Source organism: Taibaiella sp. KBW10 (assembly GCF_003852495.1).
GTDB lineage: Bacteria > Bacteroidota > Bacteroidia > Chitinophagales > Chitinophagaceae > Edaphocola.
In genome coordinates this window covers 585,427-602,590 of the sequence record NZ_QAJI01000003.1, presented here as the reverse complement: position 1 = coordinate 602,590, position 17,164 = coordinate 585,427, and the positions used below count along the sequence as shown (strand labels likewise).

The following is a 17,164-nucleotide window of genomic DNA, read 5'->3' as shown; positions in this document are numbered from 1 at the left end:
AACATAAAGCCCCAAATAGATGAGACAATTCAACTTTTTTCCGTGTTTATGCACCGGTATTTTATTCCTAAGCACCTATAATGCGGGGGCACAATGTGTTCCTGCTTTGCAGGTAGAGAAGGTAACACCGAGTACAAATTTTTATGACTTTAATGGTGCCGCCGCGGATGGAAATATTGCGGTAACGGCTATTCCCGGCGCGACAGGCTGGACCGGAGGAGGTACAGGCACAATATACGCCGGATCTACAGGTACACAGTTTGTAACCGATAATAATGTGGCACAAACAGTAACCAGATCGGTCACTAATGCAAATCTTACGGGTTCCGGTGCGCTTGTTACCTTGGTGATGACGGGCAGTGATGGTAACCCGGTTGCAGGTTCATTACCGGCCTCTTTTGAAGTCCTATATAATGGGGTAACGTATGCAAGGCTAAGGACGGCAAATAATACCACCACCAATGTTACGGTAACAGCACTGGCGTCGGCCACAGTAAGCCCTGCATCCTTTGTTCCAGGTACTATGACTACTATTAGCCTTACCCTGCCGACTACAATTCCTAATAACGGAAACCTGCAGTTACGCTTTGTCGCAGATGCCGGTGGGCATGGCGATGATTATACTGTACAGAGCGTAAGTTTTAAAGCTTGTCCGGCACTAATACGGGGGAGTATTTTTAACGATGCCAATGGTACGACCGGTGGCGTAAATGGTACCGCAACAGGCGGTTCCGGTTCTTCGGCTGGTCAGTTGTATGTCAATCTGGTTGATGGTTCGGGCAATGTAGTAGGTACAGCGGCAGTACAGGCAGATGGGAGTTATTCTGTTCCGGCAAGTATTTCAGGCTCCTTTACGGCACGGCTAAGTACCGTGCAGGGCACCGTAGGTGCTGCCGCGCCTGCAGCCTCCTTGCCAACCGGTTGGGTGAATGTTTCAGAAAGCGATGGTAGCGCAAATGGCGGTATTGCCGTGACTGTGGCCGATGCGATCACGAATACTAACATTGCCGGAAATGATTTTGGGATCAATAGGCTTCCCCAAACCTTTCCGGTAACCAATACTGTAAACGGTAGTCCCGGCACTTCGGTTAATATCAGTACGGCACCTATGCGCGGAAGTGATCCGGAAGTAAACAGCGGAACACAGCAAAACTGGACTGCCGTAAAAATAACCAGTCTGCCCACCAATGGTTTTATCTTAAAAGTAAATGGCGTAGCGATTACCGTTATTGATCCTAACATAACCTACGATCCCGCTACCCTGAGTATTGTAGCTGGGCCTACCACAGCGGGAGGAACCACTACTTCGAGTTTTGGCTATGCAGCAGTAGATGCAGCAGGTAGTGTAGATCAGAGTCCTTCGACATATACACTTAACTACAGCTTTCCTTTACCGGTAACGATCGTTTCCTTTAAGGCTAGTGTACAGGCAGATTGCGGTGTTCAATTGCTGTGGACGAGTGGTGCAGAAGATCAATTTAAAAAATTTATTGTCGAGAAAAGCGGCAATGGAACAGACTTTAAAGCGATTCGGGAAGTGTCCGCTAAAGGGGCACAGAGCCAATATGGATTTACCGATCACAGTACCGGCCAGGGAAAACAATTCTATCGTCTAAAGCTGGTGGATAATGATAACAGCTATGCCTATTCCAAAGTGTTGAGCCTTGCCTTGAACTGCGCAGGCGAGATCAAAGTATTTCCTACCGTAACGGCGAGTATACTGACTGTTGAAGGCGTTCAAAGTGGCGACCTTCTTAAGGTAATTGATGCTTCCGGCAGGGTAATCATGGAACAGTATGCTACTAACAATACGAGCCAACTTAATCTGAAATCCTTAAATGCCGGTAATTATTTTATACAGATCAGCCGCAATGAGGTAAGCCAATTCTTTAAAGTGGTAAAATTATAAACAGAAGTATCTTCTTTAAAAGATCGAGGGCGGCCAATGGGCCGCCCTCGATCTTTTAAAGAAGATTTTTTACTTAAAAAAAGCGTTCGGCAACCAGTCCGTAAGTCAGGATAAAATTTTCACGATTGGTGCGGCTTACTTTATTATAAGTAGCCGTAGTGCTGAATTGTACCCATTTCCATACTTTGATCTGCACACTGGCATTCGCATTGATGATAAAGTCATTTTTCAGTGTAAGAGAAGGTTGATAGAAGCCTACCGTTCTTAATTTTACCAACTCTTTAAAGGTGTAATTAAATTGTACCCGTAAAGAATTTCTAAAGGTCTCATAATCGAGGTTATGGCCTTGTTCCTGTATAATGCTGCTGGTTTCATATAGAATGCCATTACTCACACTTAATCGGATATTGGGCCGGTCAAAGAAACGGTAAGCAATACCCAGTCCGCCTTGGAACTGATTGTTTATTTTTAAAGAATAACTTGAAGCATGATTGAGCAACCCCCAGTAATAAAAATGCGGTAAGGTTTTATACAAGTTGAAATCTAAAGAAGTATTCCAGTCATTATTGCTCAGCTTTACAGGCGTTTTGCCATAGACCCAACTGCTATTTGCATTCATGATAAAACTGTTGAACTTCATGCCGTATTTAATACTATTGTTGTATAGTGCATTGAAGCCATCATTCGTTTTATTAAAGCTGCCTGAAGATTGCACTGCAGCCATATAATGTGTACTGTCATTAAACTGTGCATAAAGACCTTCTTTGTTTCCTAAGATCAGCAAAAGCAAAATGACTTGTTGAAATTTAATCTTCATTCAATATCTGTTCCTTGTTTGCGTGCAAAGATAAACTATTGTGTCTTTTGTACCGGTAACAGGCCTAATGCCTTTCGATAGTACGGTATGCTTTTCCTATTATGCGTTACTGTTTCATGAAAACGAAGCAGTGCAGCCAAATGCGCTTGTGGCGTGGTATTCCTGTTCCAGCAAAGCTTTGCAAGACATTCCCAGCAGAGCCATTCCGGTTGCAGATCGCTTTCCAACAAGGAATTACTGCCATTCATACTGCATTCATATTTTACACAATGTTGTATACCGAGCATATGACCGGTTTCATGTGCCGCAACTTTCAAAGTACGTTCCAGACAAATGCGGTACTGCTCCGGGCTTTCCTTGTAATCGCCCAGCCTTGCCAGGCTCCATACACCTACACCTGTATTCAGGCTGGCCTGTCCGAACACAAAATTCCATTGCTCATCGGGGTAGAGATCATAAAGCGAAAAGGCAATAAGTGCAAAAGCACTATCCGGTTTCCGTTCGGGCAATATATTGGTGATGATGTAAGAAGAATTAAGCTGTAAGCCTTCGCTGCGTTTCCGGGTATATTTTAATGGAATACTTTTGATGTCCAGAGGTGCTACAGTATCCACTTGAATTTGATAATAAGCTTGCAGATAAGCGCTAGCCTGATCAAAAATAAGGTTGCCGGTGGCGTCGAAATCCCCGATTTTCATGACATATAATTTTGTTCTTTTTTGATCTGCCCTTGCCGGCGCGCTGCGCATATATATTTTTAAGGGAACAGGAACTTCAGTATGTAGAGATCGCCATTCCCCTTCGCGTATCGGGTGTATGGGTGCAGAGAGGGTCTGCAGACGGTAACAGTCCCGCAGATGAGGAAATGTTTCTCCGCGCTCATCATTGCAGGAAAAGAGTAACAATATGACAATCATCAAGAGGGTATGACGCATCAGCATTTTTATGTGTTAGATTTTGCCAGGGCCTTTAAGGAGCTAAACAGGTTTGTTTCCTGCAGCATAAGAGGCAATAATACAACGTAGAAGTGCTGAAGAACGATATAAAAACTTTTGTGTTGCCGGCATATTTACCTTAGCCATGCCATTACAATTTACCGAAAAAATAAACGGCATTTATTTAATATGACGTTAATAACGATTGTGTAAGAAACTGAGTATACTATTTTCCTTAATCTTGTATCCTAATTAACTGATGTAAACCTATTTATCTTATTATCACTATTTAATATCCTCTTCTAAACCAATATGACTACCCATATTAGCTCCTGTATGTTTCTCATACGAAGTTTTATATGTACACTAGAGGGCAGCATACACATGAAAAAATGAACAAAAAATCACCAGTAAATTTACCCCCCTAATATAATGGAAATAAGGCCTGCAAGGCCTTGTCCTGTTTGCCCCTGCAAGGTTCGGAACCAACATGAATGTTTACTCAGGCATAAGGCAATACTAGTACGTATCGCCGCATTATATTGGTGCTGAAAAATAGTACACGGCAGAAATGAAATGACGATACCGCAGGGGAAATAGCTTAAACACTTACCATACAATGAAAAGATAATATGAAATCTTTATTTAGTTTCATTTTTAGGGTTGCCCTTTCTAGGGCAGCCATTTTTTTTGTAAAAAAACGGTATCATGTGCAGCAGCAAAAAGCCCCTTCTCTAAGCAAGAGAAGGGGCTTTATAAATCAGGTGAAAAGTATTGTAATAGTGTGTATACCTGGCTAAGTCGTCATAATCAATCAGGATCAGGCTTTCCCTATTTTCCCTTTGATGTATTTCGTTTGTTTGAAATAAGCCAGGTCTTCAGTTATTTTTTTCTTTTGTAATAATGTTTTCAGTTTTGCCAGTCCACCCGACAATGGAGATAAGATGAATATAGAGATAAACAAAGTAACCTTAAATTTCTTGAGTACTTTCTGACGGGCCGGATCTCCGGGTAAGCCCAGCTTCCGGGCATTATTGGCCCAGTTGGGAAACAGCCTTGCGCCATTCCCTTCCATAACAATAAGGTTAGGACGCAATTGAATCGCACCTTGTGCTAATAACTGCGTTTGCAAATCATCCTGTTGGCCCTTGCGCAACCAATCCAGGATCGTTGGTCCAAACCGTGCTGTATCCTGAATGTCTTTTTGAGCAACACCCGCTTCCGGTGCTTTTTCGGTAGCTTCCTTCTGGCCTTTAAGCATCCATCTTACGATGGTAAGGGTAGAGGTAATATTCGGATTCTTATCGTCCAAAGCAATATTGCCTACCAGTGAGGCATTCAGTTCGATCAAGCGCTGTTTTACTTTTTCCTGTGCGTTCAACCACATATTGCGGCAACCAATAACGGTGATTACCGGCTTGCCACTGAGTACCTTCGCCCATTCACTCTGCAAAAAACTGTTGAAGGGAATAGAAGGAGACAGGTACCAGGGTTGGTAACCCAGGATCACCAGATCATAATCTTTTTCCAGAAGTTCCGGCATAGGCTGTACGGGGAACGTAATCCCTAAAACCGATTCCGGCATGGCATCAAAAAAAGTATCGTATGCTACCCAGGGAAAAGGGTAGGGCTGCGCTAAAGTGATCGGTGCATAATCGATTTCTGCCTGCCCTTCAATATTCATACACAAAGCATGGACAATATCTTTCATTTGGCCGCTTTGGGTAAAATAGACCACAAGTATTTTCTTCATAAAATGAGGGCGCTAAATTATACGACAGTGATTTGAATATAAGCATAGATGAACCGGGCACTTTCCGGGATCATCATCAGTATTTTTTCTCCTTTGTTCAGCCGGCCGGAATGAAACAATTCTTCCAGCATTAAGAAGGGCGATGCGGCACCTACATTACCGACACGATCCAGATTGGTAAACCATACATCCGCAGGAATTTCCAGGCCTCTCAATGCCAATCCTTTCTTGATCTCTTCTCTGAAAAAATTAGAGGAAAGATGGGGTAAGAAGTGATTGTAAGTAAATAGGTCTAAACCTCTTTTCGCGATGATGTCGACCAAAAAATCTACCCCTTTAGACACCACATACTGGCCCAGTAAACGCGTATCCTGTTTTACGGCAAACACACTTTGGTTGCGCCATTCCTTAACATCCATGTCTTTCCAGCTGACCACAGCTCCCGATTCATCCTTAACCGCACCTGCGTACATACAGGTGTCCAGTTCATTACTAAAAGAAGTCATGTCGATCCAGTCAATTCTTAAAGAAATATCCTCTTTATTCGGCTGGTTAGAAAGGTATGCGGCTGCGGCGCCATCAGACAACATATAGCGTAGGAAATCCTTTTCAAAGGCGATAAAACCGTTTTGATTTAAGGCTTCCAGGTTTTCAATTTCTCCGTCAAATTTTGTTGCGTCCATCATATTGGACAGTTTTTCGGAACCGGTAGCCACTGCGTTTTGGGCATCGCCGGATTTAATAGATAAGTAAGCATGCTTCAAACCCTGAATACTGGAGCAACAGGCGCCTGAAGGGCTGTATATTTCCGTTGGATGGGTTTTCAGCAGGCCAAGGGTCATGGCTGCATGGGAGGGCAGGATTTGATCCGGAAAAGAAGTACCACAAGTGAGTAAATCGGTATCCACTTTTCCCTCCGGGAATAAGCCTTTTATCGCTAATGCCGTGAGCTCAGCGTTAGAATGCGTCGACTTACCGTCTTTTAATGCATAATACCTGCTTTTGATCCCGTTATTACGCAGCACGATTGCTTTTGCACGCGAGGGTTTGCCGTTAATATAGCCTAATACATCTTCAATTGCTTCGTTTGGTATGGGATCGTTCGGTAGATACTTTGCCAGTCTGTTAATGTATACTTCTTGCATAAAAATTCCTCTTTTCAAAATGGAGGCCAAATTACATAAATAACTGCAATATTCTCTATTATATAGGATACAATAACACCATTTTTAGGTTTGCTGCCGTAAAAACGGAAGTATTGCCCCATTCTACATTTCAGGGATGCAAAAAAAACCGAAAAAGTTTGTTAAAGAAAAATAATTTAGTAATTTGGCAGAAATTTCGAGTTTTTTTATTTTAATAATAATTATGAAAAAAAGAATTGTACTACTATCTGCTTTAGCTGCAGGTATGTTTTTCGGAAGTTCAGCTTTTGCACAACAAAATCCTGAAATGATTGCAGTATACCGTTGGTACAATCCTACGGATAAGACTTATGTTACTCTTGCTGAAAATGAGTATCAGGAAGGTCAACTGTTGAACTGGAAATATAAAGATAAAACATTGTTGTTCTATGCGTTCCGTGAGCCGGGCGTAAACAGAACAGCCGTGTATTCTTGGACAAACCCTACTACAAAAGATCAGATCTCTGTTACTGAAGATGAGTATACAGACGATCAGATGCTGAAAATGGGTTATAAAGAGAAAAAACTTCAATATTATGCTTCCAACACGCGTATGCCAAACCGTGTAGATGTATACCGTTGGTACAATCCAAAGTCCCGTGACTGGATCACTATTCCGGAAGAAGGAAATACAGACGTTTTTACTAAAAAAGGATATAAAAGAAAATCATTCCAATATTTTGGCGTGCGCAGAGTTTCTGATGAATCTTTGTACAATGCTGAATTGTAATCTTTTGATCTACAATAACATAATTAAGGTGCATCATTTTGATGCACTTTTTTTGGCTCTGCGATGAAAGAATTGTAAATTTGTGGTTTAATTTATTATTATTAGATATTATGGCTTTAGAAGTAACGGGTAAATTAATTGTAATACAACCTACCCAACAAATAAAAGAAAATTTCTCTAAGAGAGAGTTTGTGATAGAAATTTCACAACAAACAAATACCGGCATGACCTTTACCAATTTTGCTTCTTTTCAATTGGTGAATAACGCTTGTTCTGTAATCGATCAGTTTCAATTAGGTCAAGAGGTGAAAGTGAGTTTCGACATCAGAGGAAACAAGTGGGAGCGTGACGGTCAGGTAAAATACATTACCAACCTGAATGCCTGGAGAGTAGAAGCTGCAATGGCACAACCGCAAGCAGGAGGCTATCAGCAACCACAACAACAGTATAATGCGCCGCAACAGCCGCAACAAAACTTTAATGCACCACCACAGCAAGGCACTTCTTTTGAGCCTAATGTTGGAGATGATTTACCATTCTAATATTTCTAGCACATTATATAAAAAGAAGGGCTGCNNGCAGCCCTTCTTTTTATATAATCATACGATTATTATCTTTTATTCAGGTTGTCCCTGATTTCCATCAACAGTTTATCTGTAGAAGATGGTTCTGCAGGTGCTGCCGCTTCCTCTTTTTTCTTGATCCTGTTTATCCCCTTAATCACAAGGAATAATGTCAGGGCAACAATGATGAAGGAAATAACCTGAGACAGGAAATTACCATACTTAATTGCCGTGCCCGGAATGGTCAGTTGCGCCAAATCCGAAAGGTTAGCCGCTTTTAAAGCGGGCGTTAAAATAGCCGGAGTGATCACATCGTCTACCAAAGACTTGATAATCGCATTGAATGCGCCACCAATAACCACACCAACGGCCAGGTCCAGTACATTGCCCTTAACCGCAAAATCTTTGAATTCTTTAATAAATCCCATATTGTATATGTTTAGTGTTTTTAATTAGGAACAAAAAAAGGATTTTAATACAGGAATCCTAGTCATCTAAAGGTAGATTAACATATATATAACATTTTTTATAGCTCGAGTGCTAAAAAGGTACCCGTATGGCTTTTTTTGTTTTTGGCGATCTGTTCCGGAGTTCCTTTTGCAACAACCGTGCCGCCACCATGTCCGCCTTCAGGACCAATGTCCACAATATAATCGGCTACCTTCACAATGTCCAGGTTATGCTCAATCACAACAATCGTATTACCTCGCTCCACCAGTTTATTCAATACGGCCAGCAGGTGTTTGATATCTTCAAAATGCAGGCCCGTAGAGGGTTCGTCAAGAATATAAATTGTTTTTCCCGTATCTTTTTTGGATAATTCTGTTGCCAGTTTTACCCTTTGTGCTTCGCCCCCACTGAGGGTCACGGCGCTCTGCCCTAAAGTGATATAACCCAGGCCTACATCCTTCAGCGTTTTGACTTTACGATGCAGGGAAGGCATGTTCACAAAAAACTCCACGGCATCTTCTACTGTCATTTCCAGAATATCATAAATTGATTTGCCTTTATACCGCACCTCCAAGGTCTCCCGGTTATAACGCTTACCCTGGCATTTTTCACAAGGCACATACACATCCGGTAAGAAGTTCATCTCGATCACCCGCGTACCCCCGCCCTGGCACTCTTCACAACGGCCGCCTTTTACATTAAAGCTGAAACGGCCGGCGGTATAACCCCTAATCTTCGCTTCGGGTATCATTGCAAACAGTTGGCGGATATCATTGAAAAAGCCGCAATAAGTAGCCGGATTGCTCCTGGGTGTACGCCCGATAGGGCTCTGATCGATCTCGATCACCTTATCAATATGCTCCAGCCCTTCTATGCTTTTATAAGGCATGGCCTGCATCTTACTTTGCGGATAGCAGTGGCGCGATAAAATAGGGTACAGCGTCTCATTGATAAGGGTAGATTTGCCACTTCCCGAAACACCGGTCACACAGGTAAGCGTGCCTAAAGGAATTTCAATACTAACGTTCTTCAAGTTGTTGCCGGTGGCGCCTTTCAGCACCAGCAGATGTCCGTTCCCTTTTCTACGCTCTTCCGGAATCGCAATAGACATTTTATGATTAAGGTATTGCGCCGTAATGCTACCCGATTTCAGGAATTCTTTCGGGGTACCCTGGGCAACAATCTTTCCGCCGTGAATGCCCGCTGCAGGCCCCATATCAAATACATAATCAGAAGCCAGCATAATATCTTTATCATGCTCTACCACCAGCACCGAATTGCCCCCATCCCTTAAGTTTTGCAGGGCAGTGATCAATTGATGGTTATCCCTTTGGTGCAAACCGATAGAGGGTTCATCCAGAATATAGGTAATGCCCATGAGCTTAGAGCCAATCTGCGTCGCCAGGCGAATCCTTTGCGATTCCCCGCCACTCAGCGTTCTGGTGGGGCGGTTCAGGATCAGGTAATGCAAGCCGACTTCGATCAGGAAGCCGACTCGGTCTATTATTTCTTTTAAAATATCTTTGGCAATCGTCTGCTGCTTCTTGTTTAATTTAGGATTCACTTCACTAAACCACTGATGCAACTCGCTTAAAGGCATTTCTGCCAGTTGCGCAATGTTCTTATCATAAATTGTATACGATAAGCTTTCCGGCTTCAGGCGTTGTCCCTTACATTCGGGACATTTATCCAACTGCATAAACTGCTCCGCCCAATCCCGCACATAATCGGAGGGTGATTCATTAAACCAGCGCATCATCATATTCAGTACGCCTTCATAAGCGCCTCCGTCCAGGTAAGTATAAGCGCTGCCCTCACCGGCCACATAGGTTAAGGTGCCTTCCTCGTTTGCGTAGAGCATCAGGTTCAATTCCGTAGCACTCAGTTCGCCGACCGGTTTATTAAGGTCAATTTTGTGCTTCCGGGCATATTTGGCCGCGATCTGATAGCTTTGGGCTTCGCGCGCCTCTTTCATCGGTGCGATACCACCTGCAGCAATGCTCTTGCTTAGGTCGGGAGTGACGGTACTGCGGTCAATGGTATGCACCGTACCCAGGCCTTTACAGGCAGGACAGGCGCCATAGGGAGAGTTGAACGAAAAGGTATTGGGCGAGGGGTCTTCATACGAAATACCATGCTCAATATCCATTAGGTGTTTACTGTATTGTAATAGCTTGTTTGTTTCATGCTGTTGTACAAACAAAAGGCCTTTGCCTAATTGCAGGGCCTTTTGCAGGCTTTGGCTCAGGCGGCCTTTGCTTTCTTCATCTACCTTTAAGCGGTCAACTACCAATTCAATGTCATGAATTTTGTAGCGGTCCAGTTGCATTTTGGGTTTCAGGTCCACGATAACACCGTCAATACGTACTTTCAGGTAGCCCTGCTTCTGTAATTGTTCAAAGAGTTCCCGGTAGTGCCCTTTGCGTCCGCGCACCACGGGGGCGAGCAAGATAATTTTTTCTTCCGGTAGATGCGTGTAAATATGTTGCAGGATTTCTTCTTCCGAAAATCGGGTCATGGCTTTGCCGCTCAGGTAAGAATGCGCGGTACCGATACGGGCATAGAGCAGGCGCATAAAGTCATATACCTCCGTAACCGTGCCCACGGTAGACCGTGGATTACGATTGGTTGTCTTTTGTTCGATAGAGATTACCGGCGAAAGCCCGGTGATCTTATCTACATCCGGACGCTCCAGATCGCCCATAAACTGGCGGGCATAGGCAGAGAAACTCTCCATATAACGCCTTTGTCCTTCGGCAAAAATGGTATCAAAAGCCAGAGAAGATTTTCCGCTCCCGCTAAGACCCGTAATGACTACTAATTTATTTTTAGGAATGGCGACATCGATGTTTTTAAGGTTATGCACCCGAGCGCCTAATACTTCTATATGTTCCGACATAATGATAATAATACTAAGGGCAACAAAGGTACTTCGAAAAAGAACAGATTTTATTTTTTAACGTAATCGTTAAAAAAAGGAGTTATATGTTATCTTATCATTAACCAATATATAGATTAAATAGTACTATCAATATTATTTATTTTACGATAAGTTAAAGTGCTATTTTCTAAAAAAGGATACCTATACCTTTGTGCCTCTTCTTTTTATTGAAAAAATTATTTATACTTTTGATGTCCAAATATTATCTCAGGCTCCTCTTTATTGCCCTTGGCTTATTGTCCGTTACGGCTGCCAAGGCACAGCAAGAAGCCCGCACACTGAATGATAGCGCTACTTTACAGCAATGTGTGGATTATGCTTTGAAGCATAACCCGATGCTAAAACAATCTTTTTTAGATGCTGCGATTACCGAATCTCAGGTAAAAAGTAAACTGGCTGACTGGTATCCGCAAATAGGATTAACCGCCAACTATCAACGAAATTTTCAATTGCAAACCTTCGCGAATGCAGCCGGGGTAACCCGTGTGGGAAGGTATAACCAATCTGCCCTGCAACTGGGACTTACCCAAAACATCTTTAACAGTGAGGTACAGCTAGCTTCCCGTACTGCTGATGATGTACGCCTGCAGGCACAGCAACAAGTTGCGCTTAGCAATATCGACATTCAATCGAGCGTTAGTAAAGCTTTTTATAATGTCTTATTGACCGAGTATCAGCTTCAGGTGCTGGACGAAGATATCAACAGGCTACGCCTGAGCCTGGATATGGCCAAACATCAATATGATGCCGGTATTGTAGACAAGGTCGATTATTCCCGTGCGACCATCTCTTTAAACACTTCGGTGACACTAAAAGCAAATGCGGTAGTACTCTTACAGGCTAAGTATGCAAAGCTAAAAGAGTTGATGGGCTATCCTACAAATGCGGCTCTGTCGCTGACTGCGGGAGCGATTAATCTGGAGCAAGAAGCTTTAATTGACACTTTAGTCGGGATTGCACCTGAAAAAAGGGTAGAATTCCAGCAATTATTGACGACACAAAACCTGAATAAGGCTAACATACAATACCGTAAGAATGCTTTGCTGCCTACGGTGTCCTTATTTGCCAATTATAATGTCAATTTCCTGAATGATGAGTTATTACCCTTATACAACCAGGGTTATCCCAACTCCTTTGCCGGTTTACAGGTAGGCTTCCCGATTTTTCAGGGGGGCAAAAGACGCAATAATATTAAGCAGGCAGAGTTTCAGTTTGAAAAGAGCAACTGGGCGATTGAGCAAGCTAAGAATGTGATCAATACAGAGTATGAAAATGCACTGTCCCTCTATAAATCAGATTGGAATACCTACCAGACGCTTAAAGAAAACCTGGGCCTGTCTAAGGAAGTATATCGTATACTAGACGCGCAGTATAAAGCCGGAGTGAAAAATTACCTGGAGGTTGTCGTGGCCCAAACGGACCTGCAAAAAGCAGAAATCAATTATGCTAATGCCATCTATCAACTCCTGATTGATAAAGTAGATATTCAAAAAGCCCTGGGCGATATTCAAACAAAATAATATTTATTATAATACCATTAATGAAAATGAAGACCAATATATATATCACTTCGCTTGTGGCCTTTGCATCGATCACCCTGCTGTCTTGTGGTGGCGGTAAGAAAGATGATGCCAAGGCTGCTGCGGCCAATGCGGCCCAACCGGTAAAGACTGTAGCGATCCAGCAAAGTGCTGCGGTTTATTTTGACGAATACCCGGCTACGATTGTAGCCCAGAAAGAGGTGATCCTTACGCCCCAGGCGAGCGGAACCATTACCGGCATTTATTTTAAAGACGGTCAGGTGGTGCAGCAAGGGCAAAAATTATACAGTATTGATGTACCGGTATCGAATGCCAATTATGATAATGCGGTGGCCAATTACGAAGTACAAAGAGCTAATCTGGTGAAAGCCGAGAAAGATGCGGCCCGTTACCATCAGTTAGATAAACAGGATGCGATCGCCAAGCAACAGGTAGACTATGCCGATGCGGCACTGACGGCAGCACGCAGACAAGTACAGGCGGCACAGGCGAGCATCAATAGTTCTAAGGCAAATGTGAACTTTGGTCTTGTGGTGGCACCCTTTACCGGGACGATCGGGATTTCTAAAGTGCGTGTAGGAGCGGCTGTTGTAGCCGGGCAAACACAGCTCAACACCGTATCTACAGATAATCCGATGGCAGCAGATATCAACATCAGCCAAAGCGATGTGTTCAAGTTTGAAAAGATGAAAACCAAAGCGCTTTCAGAACAATTATTCACCCTGGTATTTGGTACCGATCCTTATCCCGAAAGTGGTAAGATCGATATCATAGACCGTGCAGTAGATCCCGCTACCGGAACGGTAAAAGCAAGGATTATTTTTAATAATAAAGATAAAATGCTGCGTTCTGGTATGACTGCGGTAATCAAAGTAAAGAACGATCATCCGGAACCTAAATTCATTATTCCGAATAAGGCGCTTGTAGAACAATTAGGTGAATTTTATGTATATGTGGTGACCGACAGCAGTACGGCAACACAAAAACATGTGGTACCCGGAAGGCAGCTGGGTGATCGTATCATCATCAATGAAGGGTTAAGCCCCGGCATGAAGATCGTGGTAGAGGGACAGCAAAAGCTGAAAGAAGGTGCCAAAGTAAAATTATAAACTCAATCAAAAAAGATTTTTCATAGTTATGATTGCAGAAACGTTTATTAAGAGGCCGGTCACGGCTATCGTAGTTTCTATTGTTATTGTGCTTACGGGCCTGATTGCTTTGTTCAATTTGCCTATTGCGCAATACCCTGAAATTACACCGCCTACGGTTTCGATCAGTGCCAACTTTACGGGGGCCGATGCGGAAACGGTAGAGCAAACCACCACCACGGCGATTGAATCGCAGATTAATGGTACACCGGGCATGACCTATATGACCAGTAACAGTACCGGTAGTGGTTTGAGTAATATTACGGTAAACTTTGATGTGGGTACCAATATCGACATCGCCACCCTGGATGTACAGAACCGTGCGAGTGTGGCTACACCGGCTTTGCCCGATGCGATCAAACGGCTTGGGGTAACGGTGAAGAAAAGAAACCCGAGTATGTTGATGGCGATTTCGCTGTATGCACCGAATAACAGTCATGATGCGGAATTCCTGAACAATTACACAAATATTTATGTAAAAGATGCCTTGTCCCGTGTAGCCGGGGTAGGTGATATCATGGCCAGGGGTTCTGACTTTAGTATGCGGATCTGGTTACAGCCTGAAAAATTGGCGGCACTGAACCTGACCACGAAAGATGTATCGAATGCGATTACCGAACAAAACCTTCAGATTGCTGCGGGTTCCCTGGGTGGTAGTCCGCAACCCAGTTCTCAGGCTTTTGAATATTCTGTACTCACCAATAGCCGTTTGAATACGGTAGATGAGTTTGGAGACATTGTGGTGCGGGCAAATGCCGGAGACGGTAGTTTTGTGCGCCTGAAAGATGTCGCTAAAATTGAATTGGGCAGCTTTGACTATACCAGCGGTGGGTATCGTTTTGAAAATAAAGCGGCTTTCCTGCTGATCTATCAGTCACCGGGTTCTAATGCCCTGGATACCTACGACAGGATCCTGGCCAAGATGGACGAAATGAAAAAGGCTTTTCCGAAAGACCTTGATTATGCGGTGATGACCGAGAATGCAACCGTAGTAAGGGCCTCTATTCAGGAAGTATTGCACACCTTTATCGAAGCCTTATTATTGGTGGTTTTGGTGGTATTCCTGTTCCTGCAAAACTGGCGGGCAACCCTGATTCCGCTGTTGGCGATTCCTGTATCTATTATCGGAACGTTCCTGATATTTATCCCATTGGGCTTTACCGTAAATACCCTGACCATGTTCGCTTTTGTACTGGCCATCGGCATTGTGGTGGATGATGCCATTGTGGTGGTCGAGGCGGTCCAGCATAAGATTGATCATGATAAGCTGGATGCTAAGGAGGCCACCCGTCAGGCGATGAGAGAGATCTCCGGGCCGGTAATTGCGATTGCCCTGATCCTGGCAGCAGTGTTTGTGCCGATCAGTTTTGTACCGGGTATCTCGGGAAAACTGTATCAGCAATTCGCCCTGACCATTGCGATTTCGGTATTGCTTTCTGCTTTTGTGGCCTTGTCGTTAACACCGGCTTTGTGTTCCATCATGCTGAAACCAACGCCCATCGGGGAGCGCAGAAAAAGTCTGATGAACCGTTTCTTCGACTGGTTCAATGCGAAATTCTTAAAATTATCCAATTCCTATACCAATGGTGTCGCCAAGTGGATCAAGAAAACCCCTTATGTGGTTACACTGATGTTGCTCCTAACCTTTGGCCTGGTCTTCCTGATGAAAGCCAAGCCGACAGGATTCGTGCCTTTGGAAGATGAGGGAAAACTGTTTGTGTCTTACGAAATGCCGGAAGGAACTTCCATTACCCGTAGCCGTGCCCTGTTTCAGGATCTGGTGGGTAAGATCAAAGATATTCCGGGTATCCGTGTAGTAGGTGGTTTGCCGGGCTTCAATGTATTGAATGGTTCGGGTAAATCCAATGTGGGTACGATGTTCATCCTTTTGGAACCCTGGGATAAACGCAAGACCAAAGACCTGCATGTACAGTCCGTATTAAAAGAAATTGTAAAACGCACGAAAGGCTTTAATGAAGCGAGTGTACGTGTGGTAGCGCCTCCGGCCATACCGGGTCTGGGTTCGGCAAATGGGTTTACCATACAGCTGATGCAGACAGGGGGTAGTGATGATATCAAGACCTTTGAGAAGATCTCACAGGACTTCCTGGCTAAATTGCGCCAACGTCCGGAAATCGATAATGCTTATACGTTCTTCAATACCAAAACACCTGCCTATAAGGTCGATGTAAACCGGGAAATGACGAAAAAACTGGGTATTAGTATTTCGGATGTATATTCTTCGATGTCGGGTCTTTTGGGTAGCCAGTATGTGAATGATTTCAATATCTACGGCCGTAACTTCCGTGTTGTGATGATGGCGGACAGTACCTCCCGAACTTCAACCAGCGACCTGAATAAATTCTTTGTCAAGAACAATGAAGGCAATATGATTCCGCTGGGAACATTGGTGACCTCAAAAGTGGTGGAAAATCCATCGGTGATTCCTCACTTTAACATGAACCGTTCGATCGAGATCAATGGTACGCCAAAAGACGGGTACAGCTCGGGACAGGCTTTGGATGCGCTTAGAGAAGTGGCGGCAGAAGTCTTACCGGCCGGCTATAGTTATGAGTTCTCCGGCATGAGCCTGGAAGAGATCAAAGCAGGAGATAGTACTATTTATATCTTTGCGGCATCCATCATTTTCGTATTCCTGTTCTTAGCAGCCTTATATGAAAGCTGGTCGATACCGTTTAGTGTATTGCTGGCTGTTCCGGTAGGTTTATTTGGTTCTATGCTTACCTTATATTTTATGCCTAGCCTGACCAATAATATATATGCACAGATCGGGATGATTACGCTCATCGGGCTTTCGGCCAAGAATGCGATCCTGATTGTGGAGTTTGCCAAAGAAGGGGTAGACAAGGGGCAAGAAGTGGTGGCAGCGACCTTACATGCTGTGCGCCTGCGTTTACGTCCGATTGTGATGACCTCTCTGGCCTTTATCTTAGGGGTAGTGCCTTTGATGCGCGCTTCCGGTGCGGCTTCAGAGTCCCGTAATACCATGGGCTGGACTGTATTTGGCGGGATGATCGCGGCTACTACCTTGGCAATCTTTATTGTACCGGTGTTTTATGTGGCCATTACCAAACTGACCCATAAAAGAGCGATCCGAAAAGGAAAACCGATTATTCAGAAGTAAGCTGATCAAATAATAAAAAACAATAAAGCCCCGGAAATTCCGGGGCTT

Annotated in this window: 12 protein-coding genes; 6 read left to right on the top strand and 6 right to left on the bottom strand. The window is 43.8% G+C overall.

Going from position 1 to position 17,164, the window contains the following annotated elements; all coding sequences use genetic code 11:
- Nucleotides 1-19 precede the first annotated feature (19 nt).
- Complete coding sequence (locus DBR32_RS06895; RefSeq protein WP_124635554.1) at nucleotides 20-1,909, top strand: T9SS type A sorting domain-containing protein; 1,890 nt, start codon at nucleotides 20-22, stop codon at nucleotides 1,907-1,909.
- Nucleotides 1,910-1,982: 73 nt separating this feature from the next.
- Here the strand turns inward: DBR32_RS06895 and DBR32_RS06890 are convergent, their stop codons facing one another.
- The 4 genes from DBR32_RS06890 to DBR32_RS06875 form a co-directional block, all read right to left on the bottom strand.
- Nucleotides 1,983-2,726 carry a DUF481 domain-containing protein gene (locus DBR32_RS06890; protein ID WP_124635553.1) on the bottom strand — a complete coding sequence of 248 codons (744 nt, stop codon included), beginning with the start codon at nucleotides 2,724-2,726 and terminating at the stop codon, nucleotides 1,983-1,985.
- Nucleotides 2,727-2,761: 35 nt separating this feature from the next.
- On the bottom strand, nucleotides 2,762-3,661 hold the full coding sequence (locus tag DBR32_RS06885; protein ID WP_158605930.1) for an archaemetzincin: 900 nt from the start codon (nucleotides 3,659-3,661) through the stop codon (nucleotides 2,762-2,764).
- Nucleotides 3,662-4,481: 820 nt separating this feature from the next.
- Nucleotides 4,482-5,414, bottom strand: a complete 933-nt coding sequence (locus tag DBR32_RS06880) for a dialkylrecorsinol condensing enzyme DarA (protein ID WP_124635551.1) — start codon at nucleotides 5,412-5,414, stop codon at nucleotides 4,482-4,484.
- Between the two features lie 17 nt (nucleotides 5,415-5,431).
- Nucleotides 5,432-6,559 (bottom strand): beta-ketoacyl-ACP synthase III, encoded by a 1,128-nt coding sequence (locus tag DBR32_RS06875; RefSeq protein WP_124635550.1) that lies wholly within the window; start codon nucleotides 6,557-6,559, stop codon nucleotides 5,432-5,434.
- A 223-nt stretch (nucleotides 6,560-6,782) separates the two neighbouring features.
- On the opposite strand from DBR32_RS06875, the gene DBR32_RS06870 reads away from it, so the two are divergent.
- Together DBR32_RS06870 and DBR32_RS06865 are read left to right on the top strand one after the other, a co-directional pair.
- Nucleotides 6,783-7,328 (top strand): hypothetical protein, encoded by a 546-nt coding sequence (locus DBR32_RS06870; RefSeq protein ID WP_124635549.1) that lies wholly within the window; start codon nucleotides 6,783-6,785, stop codon nucleotides 7,326-7,328.
- Between the two features lie 110 nt (nucleotides 7,329-7,438).
- A complete protein-coding gene (locus tag DBR32_RS06865) occupies nucleotides 7,439-7,870 on the top strand; it encodes a DUF3127 domain-containing protein (protein WP_158605929.1) in 432 nt (143 codons plus the stop codon).
- 68 nt (nucleotides 7,871-7,938) lie between these two features.
- Here DBR32_RS06865 and mscL read toward each other — a convergent pair whose 3' ends face one another.
- Nucleotides 7,939-8,319: a large conductance mechanosensitive channel protein MscL gene (gene mscL / locus DBR32_RS06860; protein WP_124635547.1), complete on the bottom strand. Its 381-nt coding sequence runs from the start codon at nucleotides 8,317-8,319 to the stop codon at nucleotides 7,939-7,941.
- A 98-nt stretch (nucleotides 8,320-8,417) separates the two neighbouring features.
- Nucleotides 8,418-11,240 (bottom strand): excinuclease ABC subunit UvrA, encoded by a 2,823-nt coding sequence (uvrA, locus tag DBR32_RS06855; protein WP_124635546.1) that lies wholly within the window; start codon nucleotides 11,238-11,240, stop codon nucleotides 8,418-8,420.
- A gap of 233 nt (nucleotides 11,241-11,473) precedes the next feature.
- Here uvrA and DBR32_RS06850 point away from each other — a divergent pair, with 233 nt between their 5' ends.
- Genes DBR32_RS06850 through DBR32_RS06840 form a run of 3 tightly spaced genes read left to right on the top strand, consistent with a single transcriptional unit; the run spans nucleotide 11,474 to nucleotide 17,116 of the window.
- On the top strand, nucleotides 11,474-12,802 hold the full coding sequence (locus DBR32_RS06850) for a TolC family protein (RefSeq protein ID WP_124635545.1): 1,329 nt from the start codon (nucleotides 11,474-11,476) through the stop codon (nucleotides 12,800-12,802).
- Between the two features lie 26 nt (nucleotides 12,803-12,828).
- The gene (locus DBR32_RS06845; protein WP_199724389.1) at nucleotides 12,829-13,932 is read left to right on the top strand and encodes an efflux RND transporter periplasmic adaptor subunit; all 1,104 of its coding nucleotides are present in this window, start codon (nucleotides 12,829-12,831) and stop codon (nucleotides 13,930-13,932) included.
- Nucleotides 13,933-13,960: 28 nt separating this feature from the next.
- Nucleotides 13,961-17,116 carry an efflux RND transporter permease subunit gene (locus DBR32_RS06840; RefSeq protein WP_124635543.1) on the top strand — a complete coding sequence of 1,052 codons (3,156 nt, stop codon included), beginning with the start codon at nucleotides 13,961-13,963 and terminating at the stop codon, nucleotides 17,114-17,116.
- The last annotated feature ends 48 nt before the right edge of the window (nucleotides 17,117-17,164 follow it).